At 71.7% G+C, this 9,515-nt stretch carries 6 protein-coding genes and 2 pseudogenes; 4 read left to right on the top strand and 4 right to left on the bottom strand.

Going from position 1 to position 9,515, the window contains the following annotated elements; all coding sequences use genetic code 11:
- Positions 1 to 12 precede the first annotated feature (12 nt).
- The 3 genes from ACZ7PG_RS07435 to ACZ7PG_RS07425 all read right to left on the bottom strand — a co-directional run bounded on the left by ACZ7PG_RS07435 (position 13) and on the right by ACZ7PG_RS07425 (position 6,333).
- Positions 13 to 4,434, bottom strand: a complete 4,422-nt coding sequence (locus ACZ7PG_RS07435; protein ID WP_470238253.1) for a DUF6603 domain-containing protein — start codon at positions 4,432 to 4,434, stop codon at positions 13 to 15.
- Positions 4,435 to 4,440: 6 nt separating this feature from the next.
- Positions 4,441 to 5,430, bottom strand: coding sequence for a hypothetical protein (locus tag ACZ7PG_RS07430; protein ID WP_470238252.1), 990 nt, complete (start codon positions 5,428 to 5,430; stop codon positions 4,441 to 4,443).
- A gap of 300 nt (positions 5,431 to 5,730) precedes the next feature.
- Positions 5,731 to 6,333: a TetR/AcrR family transcriptional regulator gene (locus tag ACZ7PG_RS07425; RefSeq protein WP_470238251.1), complete on the bottom strand. Its 603-nt coding sequence runs from the start codon at positions 6,331 to 6,333 to the stop codon at positions 5,731 to 5,733.
- 98 nt (positions 6,334 to 6,431) lie between these two features.
- Between ACZ7PG_RS07425 and ACZ7PG_RS07420 the strand changes: the two genes are divergently transcribed.
- A complete protein-coding gene (locus ACZ7PG_RS07420) occupies positions 6,432 to 7,367 on the top strand; it encodes an NADP-dependent oxidoreductase (RefSeq protein WP_470238250.1) in 936 nt (311 codons plus the stop codon).
- A 533-nt stretch (positions 7,368 to 7,900) separates the two neighbouring features.
- Here the strand turns inward: ACZ7PG_RS07420 and ACZ7PG_RS07415 are convergent.
- Positions 7,901 to 8,362, bottom strand: a complete 462-nt coding sequence (locus ACZ7PG_RS07415) for a VOC family protein (protein WP_470238249.1) — start codon at positions 8,360 to 8,362, stop codon at positions 7,901 to 7,903.
- Positions 8,363 to 8,435: 73 nt separating this feature from the next.
- Here ACZ7PG_RS07415 and ACZ7PG_RS07410 point away from each other — a divergent pair.
- From ACZ7PG_RS07410 to ACZ7PG_RS07400, 3 genes and pseudogenes are all read left to right on the top strand, one after another.
- Positions 8,436 to 8,832, top strand: a pseudogene (locus tag ACZ7PG_RS07410) (manganese catalase family protein); the annotation flags it as partial.
- A gap of 191 nt (positions 8,833 to 9,023) precedes the next feature.
- Positions 9,024 to 9,155: pseudogene (locus ACZ7PG_RS07405) on the top strand (DUF4383 domain-containing protein); the annotation flags it as partial.
- 124 nt (positions 9,156 to 9,279) lie between these two features.
- A complete protein-coding gene (locus ACZ7PG_RS07400) occupies positions 9,280 to 9,441 on the top strand; it encodes a hypothetical protein (RefSeq protein ID WP_470238248.1) in 162 nt (53 codons plus the stop codon).
- The last annotated feature ends 74 nt before the right edge of the window (positions 9,442 to 9,515 follow it).

Raw genomic sequence — 9,515 nt, 5'->3', positions numbered from 1 at the left:
TTCCTTTGCTGGTCAAGGGATGAGCACCTCGCCGGTGCCGGCACCCGCGGCGAGGAGCACGCGGTCGTCGGGCAGTTCGGTCATCGCGTGGGAGCTCCGGCCGGTGATCAGGCCGCCGAGCGCGGACCACGTGCCCGCGACGGGGTCGAAGGCGAGCACCGACCGGTAGCCCGCGGTGCGTTCCGGCGCGCCGGTGCCGCCGGTCACGAGCACCGCGCCTGAGCGCAGCACGAGCGCGCGGTGCCCGCTGCGCCCGCCGCCCGGCATGGGCTGCGCGGCCTGCCACACCCCGGTCTTGGGGTCGTACAGCTCGGCGGTCGCGAGGCTGTGCGGGTCCAGGGTGCGATCGGGGGCGAGGACCGGGTCGCCGCCGGTCACCAGCACGCGGTGGTCCGGCAGGACCACGGCCTGGTGGCCCGAGCGTGGCTGGTGGAGCGTGCCGGCCGGGGTCCACTCCCGCGTCTTCGGGTCGTAGACCTCGCAGTACGCGATCGGGGCCGCCCCGCCGTCGCCGGTGGGGAGCGCGCCGCCGACGACCAGGACGCGGCCGTCGTCGAGCAGCACGGCCTGGTGGTCCGTGCGGGCGTCGGTCATCGGCCCGGTCGCGGTCCACGTCCCGCCCTTCGGGTCGTACACCTCGGCGGAGGTCAGTGCGCCGCGGCCGCCGGCCACCAGCACCCGGCCGTCCGCCAGCCGGGTCGCCGAGTGCCCGTGGCGGACGGCGGTCATCGACGGCGTCGGGATCCAGCGGCGGCCGGCCGGGTCGAACAGCTCCGCGGACGCCGCGTCCGCACCGCCCGCGACCAGCACCCGGCCGTCGAGCAGCGCCGTGGTGGTGTGGCGCTGCCGGGGTGTCCCCAGCGCGGGGCCGGCCGCCCACGAGTCCCCGGTCGGGTCGAACACCGCGACCGCGGCGACCGGCTCGCCCGATTCGCCGGTGCCCCCGGCGACCAGCACGGCGCCGCTGGGCAGCGCCACCAAGTCCACTGTGGACACTGTGGTCGGCAGAGTGCCGGCGGGCGACCACGTGCCGGGCACACCCGGCGTGAGGGCCGCCTCGGCCACCGGGATCACGTGCAGCCGGCCGGCAAGCGCCGGATCGTCGGTGACGAAGCCGGCCAGCGCGTCCTCCGCCGTCGCGCGGCTGCGGAACGTCGCCGCGACGCGCGGGCGGCCCGGCTTGCTGCGCGGGAACGCCTGCCGGTTGCTCTTGACGTAGGCCACGACGAAACGCTGCTCGTCGATCCGGACCGTGTCCTGCGCCGCGAACGGCTGCTTGCGCCGCGCCTGCCGCGCGGATAGCGGCGCCCGGCTCGTGCTGGCGCCCTTGCGCAGCTCCTCGAACACCGGCGCGGTGACGCTGTGGAAGCGCTTCACCGGCGGGGTGGTGGCCGCGAGCGCGGTCGCGGTGGCGGGCGCGTCGTCGCCGATGACGTGCAGTTCGTAGCGGGCCGCGCGGCGCACCACGCGCGCCGTGGCCAGCGCACCGCCGGCGGCGGTGAGCTCCAAGCCGGCGTCCTGGGTCTCGTAGGAGGGCCGGGACAGCTTCGCGGCGTCGGACATGTCCTGGTACTGCGCCATCGCGAACCGGTCACCGGTGATCGAGAGCCGCTCGAGCCCGGTGCCGTCCACCGGCTCGACGCTGAACCGCTTCCCGTCACTGGCCCGCTGCCCGCCGACCCGGTCGACCCGGACGTTCAGCGGCAGCGCCCGCTGGGTGATCACCAGTGTGCCGAGCGGGTGCAGCACCAGGTCGTCCGTGCCGGGCAGCACCCGGAGGCTGACCAGGGACCGCGTCCCGCCCGAGGGCAGCCGGGTCTCCCACCCCTCGGGCTTGGCCAGCTCGCCGGCGAGCAGGTCCAGCACCACGACCGGCGGCAGGAAGAAGTCCAGTACCTCGCCCCACGTGAGGTCGAAGTCCGCGGACACGGAGAAGAACAGGAACCCGATCGATCCGCGCCCGTGCGCCCGCCACGGCGCCGGCCCTTCGAGGGTGAAGTCGAGGCCGAGGGTGAATACGCCGATGCCGAACACCTTCAGCGAAACGTCGCCGCCGGTGTGCGCGGTGAACCGGAACGGCGAGCGCTGGATCAGGCCGTCCACCCCGAGGTGGCCCTCGACGCGGAACGCGCTGAACCCGAGCCGGACCTCGACGTCGCCGCCCAGCTGGACGGTATTGGGGGTGATCGCGAAGTAGCCGGTCAGCCGGACGAGCTGGCCACTGCGGTTCAGCAGCGGCACGGCCAGCCGGTCGGGCACCGGGAAGGGCAGCGGCGGCGGCCGGAACGACGGGTGGAAGCCGCCGACCGTGACGATCAGGTCGCGGGCACCGCCCCACGCGGCGAGCACGCCCATGCCGCCCTCGACGGTCATCCCCATGATCCGCGACTGGAAGAGCTTGGCGAAGAACCACGCCCGCGACTTGGAGAGCTCCAGCGCGCCGATGAACTGCGCCTGCAGTAGCAGAAGCGGCTTGTCCGCGGTCGGCAGCGCGGCCCGCACCACGCCGAGCACCGCGATGTCGCCGGGGATCTCGACGATCACCCCGAGCGAGACGCTGATCAGCGTCGGCGTGCCCCAGCCGATCTTCACCATCGGCCCGACGAGGAACGTGCCGTCCTCCTCGGGGAAGAACCGGTTCAGGTCGGAGAGGATCCGGGGTGCGTTCGCGACGACGTCCTTCGGGAACGCCACCGACTCGATGGCCCCGCTCGCCACGCCCTGGACGAGGGCCTGCAGGTCCATCCCGCGGTTCAGCCCGATCAGGCCGCCGACGGCCAGCAGCGTGAACCCGGCGCCGAGCTGGATCCCGGTGGGGAACTCCGCGGTGAGCACGACGAGCAGCGAGAAGCCGGGGGATCCGTCGGGCCGCCGGGTGGTGATCAGCCCGATGCCCTTGATCGCGAGGAAGTCGGCCAGCTCCAGCTCCACCGCGCCCGCGTACTCGCCGCGTTCGGCGTCGAAGGAGAGGAACCCGCCGCCGGACACGCCGCTCGCGCCGATGGTCAGGCCGACCCCGGTCGGTGGCACGAAAGCGAGGTCGATGTCGGCGGCGCCGAGGTTGCCGCCGTCGGCCGGGAAGGTGAGCTTGCCGCCGAACCCGACACCGTCGACCGTTGCGTGCACCGGGCCGAGATCGACGGACACGGCCGCCGACGCCTGGGCGGACAGGTGGTCGTCGACGGCGCGCAGCGAGAGGTCGACGGACGGGACGCGGAGCACGCCGCCGACCGTGAACCCCGGCAGGGACACGTCGAGCCCGGCGGTCCCGCTGAAGTGCAGGCCCTTCGTGTTGGACCAGCTGACGCCGAGGTCGAAGCTCGTCCGCAGCCCGTCGGCGGGCAGGATCGACGCAAGGAAGCCGTCGGCGTCGCCGGCCGCGATCACCAGCGATGAGGTGCCCAGGTCCACGGCCAGCCCGTACTCGGGGTTCCGGGCGTCGAGGGCGAGGGTGGCCGAGACGGTGATCGCCCCGAGTTCGAGGCGCGTCGCGTCGACCGCGCCGACGACCTGCCCGGCCAGCTCGGCGAGGGTGACCGCGTTGTGCAGGGGGCCGGACGTCCCGAACAGCGTGACGCCGTCGGGCCCGATGGCGAAGCCGTCGGCCGCCGCCCGGAGGTCGACGTCCGCGTCCCAGAACGGCGAGACCCGGCCGAAGGGGACGACGACCAGCTGCGGGCCGCCGAGGTCCCGCGGGGACAGGGCGAGCGTGACACCGTACCGGTCCGGGGTCTCGAAGTCGGGCTGAAGGTACACCGAGAGCAGGCCTCCGGCGACGTGCGCGGCGGCCTCGGGCGGAAGCGGCCCGCCCGGCGACTGGGCGCCGTACTCGGCGTGCAGCCCGAGGTTCCGGAGGAGCGCGGCGACCCGGGGGAAGAGCTTGTCCGCCGTGGCGCGTGCGTCGTCGGCGGTCGTGAGCCCGCCCGGCCCGAGGTACTCCTCGCGCAGCAGCGTCAACGGATGGGTGAAGAGGCCGGTCACGCGGTCGAGCGAGAGCCGGCCGGGCAGCCGGATGATCGTCAGCAGGGCCAGGACGTCGTGGACGACCGGATGCTGGGTGCGCAGGCCGTCGAGCACGAGGCCCTCGACGAGGTTGCGGCCGAGGACGCCGGCGTCCTCGCCCCCGGGCAGGGGCTGGACCGGGACCTGGCGCGCGCCGGCCCACAGGCCGTCGAGGCGGTTCAGCACCCGGACGACGTCCTCGAGCGAATGCGGTGGGTCTTCGAGGAGGTCGTCGAGCGCGCGGTAGGCGGTCGCGAGCTGGAGGACGCGGACGTCGTTCGCCGGGTCGGTGCCGTCCTGCAGGCTCCAGCCGGTGGTGTCGGAGAGCAGCTGCGCGGTGACCCCGCCCTCGACGGTGCCCTCGAAGGGCACGAGCAGCAAGCGGACCTCACGGAGGAGGAACTGCAGGAAGGTGTCGTCTGGTGTGGTCATGGCCGGTCACCTCGTCGAGGTGAATCCGTCGCCGACCGGGATCTGGTCGCCGGCGAGAATGGCGTCGACCTCGGCGTGGGTGACCGTCTGCCCGTCGGTCCACAGGTATCCGTCGGTGATCTCTTTGAACCACATGTCGAACTCGAGGTTGCTCGGCTTCGGCTCCTTCGCCTTGGAATAGAGCTCGAACTGCTGCCGGAGCAAGGGCGCCCAGCGCCGGAAGCCGAACCGGAGGTCCAGCTCCGTCAGCGCCGCGTTGACCTCGGTGCTGTCGAGTTGTTCGACGATGGCGCGCATGGCGTCTTCCTGAGCCGTCTTGGTGACCAGGAACCGGTCGATCTCGGCCTGTTTCCCGGCGATGGTCAGGGTTTTCTTCTCCCGGGCCGAGGTCACGGCCTCGGCTTCCTTCGGCGGGATACTGCCTTGGTACTCCATGTGCCAGGGGATGCCGCGGACGAGGACCTCGTTGCAGGCCTTGCTCGGGGCCCGGATCGACCCGAAGGTGAACCCCGCCGCGCCACCCACCGTGACCTCGATCGACAGCTTTTCGGAAAGCTGGAGCGCCAGTGCCTTGTGAAAACCGAGCCCCGAGCGGCAGGACAGGAGGGCGATGACGATCTTCTTGCCTCGACGGCGTTTCTCGAGGTTGCCGTCCGCCGTCAGGGCGTTGACGATCCTGGTCATCGCCTCGTCCCCGTCGTGACCCATGGCGTAGAGCCCTTTGGGGTTGCCGTGGCCGGCGATGAAGATGACGTCCGAGTCCCTGAGGCCGGAGAAGTCCAAGGGGGACACCGGTGTGGTGTGCTGCAGGATGTTGACGTGGATGCCGAACGCCCTGCTGCTCTTGCGCATGTTGTGCAGGACCTTCATCAGGGCGTAGTCCCGGACGACCGGGATGAACACGCGGTTGGGGTCCTTCTTCTTCCACTCGTCGATGATCTCCTGGCTGGCGGAGGCCACCACGAGGTAGCGCGACGCCTTCGACACGTCAAACATCGGCCGGCCTCCCCTGCTCGGGAAGGCAAGGTGGCGCTGGGGTGGGATCAGTCGTCATCGCTCGGTACTCCAACCGCTCGGCGTCTGTCCGACGCTCGCACGCGCCGTCGACAAGCGGTCGACAAGCCGTCGACACCCCGGTACGCACGAATCCGGGCGGCTCGGTGCGAGCCGCCCGGACGCGGGGTGCCTACGACCGAGTTCGAGCAGTGCATGTCGTAGTCGTCGGTGTCACCGGCAATGCCGCCGACGAAGATCGTGGCGTGCTTGCCCGAACTCGAGGTGCCCCCTGGCCTCCCGCTACTTCCCCTTGCGCGGCGCGTGGCCGGTCGCGGGGTCGGCAGGTGGCAGGTCGGCGGCGACGGCAAGGAGGTCGCCGGCGCTGTCGGCCAGCAGGGTGGCGAAGCCGGCCTCGTCACCCGACACCCAGCGTCTGGTGGCCGCCCCCAGGATCGCCATCCCGAGGGCAGTGGCCAGCCGGGCCGTCTGCTCGTCGTGGCCCCTGCGGCGCAGGGCCGCCGCGGTCACTTCGGACAGCATCGCTTCCTTGATCAGGCTGCGTTCCCGCAACGGCGGGTTGGCCACGATGACCGTGCGCAGCTCGATCAGCAGTTCACGCGGACGCAGCACCTCCGGTACGGCGGTGAACGCGGCCATCAGCGTCGCGAGCGCACCGGTTCCCGCGGGCACCTCGGCGATGCCCGCTTCCAAGCAGGCCTGTAGCTCGTCGCCGGCGAAGAGGACCTCGCGCTTGTCGGTGAACCAGCGGTAGAACGATCGCTCGGTCAAGCCGGCGTGCTTGGCGATCTGGGCCACCGTCGTGCGGTCGTAGCCCTGGTCGCGGAACAACTCCAACGCAGCGCGCTCGAGCCGTTCACGGGTGTTGCCCTCCCAACGAGCCATGGCGTCGAGCATAGCGACAGCAGATGCTGTCGTCACCGTGCTACCGTCGTAGTGACGACAGCATCTGCTGTCATCATTGGCCGAGCCAGGAGATCACCATGCGTACTCTGCGTTTCCACTACACCGGTGAGCCCCTCGACGTCCTGCGACTCGAGGAGGCCGAGCCGCCCCGGCCGGCCCCGGGGCAGATCCGGGTCGCCGTGGAGGTCTGCACCATCAACCCCGCCGACCTGGCCCTGTGCCAGGGCCTCTACCCCGGCGACCTGCCCCGCGGAGTCGGGCTCGAAGTGGCCGGCATTGTCGATGCCGTCGGCGACGACGTCACAGGCGTCCGGCTCGGGGACGCGGTGTTCGGTCCCGCGCCGTTCACCGGACCGACCGCGGGCGCCGCCGACCACGCGCTGCTCGACATCTGGTTCCCGCGGCCACCCGCCCTCCACCCGGCGGCCGCCGCCGCACTGCCCATGGCCGTGGACACCGCGCAACTCGGCCTGGACCTGCTCCGCATCACCCCCGGCACAACCCTGCTCGTCAGCGGCGGCGGCACCACCACCGGCTTCGCCGCCGTGCAACTCGCTCGCCGGATCGGGGCCCGGGTGCTCACCACCGCCGGCCCCACCCACACGAAAGCCCTGCGCGCCACCGGAGCCGAGGTCACCCCCTACGGCGAGGGCATGGCCGAACGGATCCGCGACCTGGCGGGCGGGCCCGTCGACGTCGTCCTCGACGTCTCACCGCCCGACGACGTCACCATCCCGCAACTCCTTCACACGGTCACCGACCCCCAGCACGTCCTGACCATCAGCAACCTCGCCCAGGCACGGAAATCCGGCGCCCGCGACGCGTTCACCGAAGGACCGCTCGGTCACCGCTACGACATCGTCGAAATGTGCGCCGCGCTCGCAGCCCAGGGCCGCTTCGGCGTCCCCATCGCCCGCACCATCCCCCTCTCCGACTGGCGCGAAGCCATCGAACAGAGCCAGTCACAACACCCCGGCGGCAAGATCATCCTTCAGATCGCCGAGCCGCGATGAGACGAATCCCTCTCGTTCATGCCGCCGCCGGATGCCCAGCGAGGTGCGCTCGACGCGCTCCGCCACAGCGCACGGAAACGGAAGTGGAACCGAGGTGAAGCGGCGAGCGTCCCCGGACGAATCCAGCCGCCCGCGCCCTGGTCGCTGAACGCGGCGGCGGCGACACCAACGAGGCCGACGTCGCCCGCGCTCGACGCGCTGCTCACCCGCGCCGGCGCCGGACCCGCCCGGATACGGCGCGCGGTCGCCCGTACCCGCTCAGCGCCATCGGATCTGCGGGGGCCGAGCTGATCTCGATCAGACCCCGCTGGTCAGCGACATCGCCCGCACCGGGAGACGCCTGACTCTGCTCAACCGCGACCAGACCTCGGCGCGGCGCGGCGCGGCCTGATCGTGTCCGGTGAACCCGGAACGGGCAAACCCCCGCGATCACCCAGCTCGGCAAACACCACGAGATCACCGCCCGCCGACGCCGCGGGCGAAGTCCTCGGCTGATCGGGCGGCGACGGCCAAGCCGGTCACATGCTTTACCGTCAATCCAGGCAGAACTCGTTGCCTTCGGGATCGGTCATCACGATGAACCCGGCGCTGAGCGGCGGTTCGGGCTCGAAGCGGCGTACCCGGGTGGCGCCGAGGGCGATCAGCCGGTTGCACTCCGCTTCGAGCGCCGCCATCCGCTCGGCGCCCTGCAGACCGGGTGCGGCCCGGACGTCGAGGTGGATTCGGTTTTTCGTGGTCTTGTCTTCCGGGACCTGCTGGAAGAACAGGCGGGGTCCCTGACCGTCGGGGTCTTCGACCGCGGAGCTGCTGTTGCGCTGGTCTTCCGGCACACCGGCCCGCTCGAGGAACTCGTCCCACGCGGCGAACGGGTCGGCGCCCTCGGGCAGTTCGACGCCGGGCGGCGCCGGGTGGACGTAGCCCAGCACCTCGCGCCAGAACGCCGAAAGCGCTCGCGGGTCGTGGGCGTCGAACGTGACCTGGACGTGTCGGCTCATCGGGGTTCTCCGTTGGTCGTAGGGCTGACGTCGCCTACCTTGCCGCCGGACGCGGACAGTTGCGGTCCTCGATTCCGTGACCGCCGAAGCCGTCAAGGACCCGGTCATGGCCGCCACGCTCGGGGGCATGGACGTCCAGCAGGCCATCGTCGCCGGCGGTGGGGCGCTGCCGGCCGACAGCAACGGCTACCCCTGGAACGGCCGGTACATCATCGCCTCCGGCAACCTGCCGGCCGACTTCCGTGCGAACGTCGCGGCCGAGGCGCAGGGCCGGTTGCAGACCGCCCGGCGCCAAGGGCGGCTGGACCACCGACGCAGGTATCGAATACCTCATGGAACCCGAACCACTCGGCGGCCCGGGCACCGCGCCGAAGCCCGATCCCGCGCGCTACGGCACCTACCCGCCGCTCCAGAACGCCAAGGGCACCGCGAAGGGCAAGGCCAAGGCGGCCAAGAAGAAGCTCACCTGATCGGCAGTCTCGGACCGGCGGTGGGCGGAGGCGAAGCCGCCCGCCGCCGGCCGGAGGTGTCTGGGGCCGCCCGGGCCCTCGACCACCAGCGAAAGCTAGGGTTTACCGGCCTCCGAAGCGGGAAACCGCCGCTTTCGTCAACCGGCGCGGAGGTGTCATGGCAGGAGTTCGCTCACGACGAAGTGCGGCAAGAAGTGCCGCTCGCCGGCCCGCACTCGGGCGCCCGCCTGCTCGGAGTCTTCGCCGTTTCCGTACTGCACAACCTGATCCACCTGGTGTTCGGGGTGGCCGGCGTATTCGCGGCCCGGTCGAACGGCACCTCCGCCGGCATCGCCACGACGGCCTTCGACCGGAGCCGGGGGAGATACCCGGAACCGGAGGTCCAGGGCAGTGAGGCGGTGTAGACCCGTCCGAAGCGGGTAGACGAACCAGATGTCCAATTCGACGATGGAACCCGATGCCGCCCGCGAAATCGTGGATCGCGTCGCCGCGGCGGGCGTGGCGCCCGAAGGTGGCTTGCGGGTGCAGACGTTGGCCTCAGCCGGCCCGGACCGTCCGGACGTGACGACCCTTGTTCTCGAAGAGCAGGGGAAGTTCGCCGTGCGATGAGTGCCGTATAGCTACTCGACCGGCAATCGGCTCGTGTTGAGCGGCCGCTCGCTTGACGGGGACGCCGTTCGTTT

The sequence above is a fragment of the Amycolatopsis sp. NPDC114504 genome, assembly GCF_055633595.1.
This window is presented reverse-complemented; position numbering and strand designations above follow the sequence as displayed.

Excerpts from the sequence above, each read along its gene's own strand:
- ACZ7PG_RS07425 (WP_470238251.1), bottom strand. The coding sequence starts at position 6,333 with ATGGCTCGTTGGGAGGGCAACACCCGTGAACGGCTCGAGCGCGCTGCG.
- ACZ7PG_RS07430 (WP_470238252.1), bottom strand. The coding sequence starts at position 5,430 with ATGTTTGACGTGTCGAAGGCGTCGCGCTACCTCGTGGTGGCCTCCGCC.
- ACZ7PG_RS07400 (WP_470238248.1), top strand. The coding sequence starts at position 9,280 with ATGGAACCCGATGCCGCCCGCGAAATCGTGGATCGCGTCGCCGCGGCG.
- ACZ7PG_RS07420 (WP_470238250.1), top strand. The coding sequence starts at position 6,432 with ATGCGTACTCTGCGTTTCCACTACACCGGTGAGCCCCTCGACGTCCTG.
- ACZ7PG_RS07415 (WP_470238249.1), bottom strand. The coding sequence starts at position 8,362 with ATGAGCCGACACGTCCAGGTCACGTTCGACGCCCACGACCCGCGAGCG.
- ACZ7PG_RS07435 (WP_470238253.1), bottom strand. The coding sequence starts at position 4,434 with ATGACCACACCAGACGACACCTTCCTGCAGTTCCTCCTCCGTGAGGTC.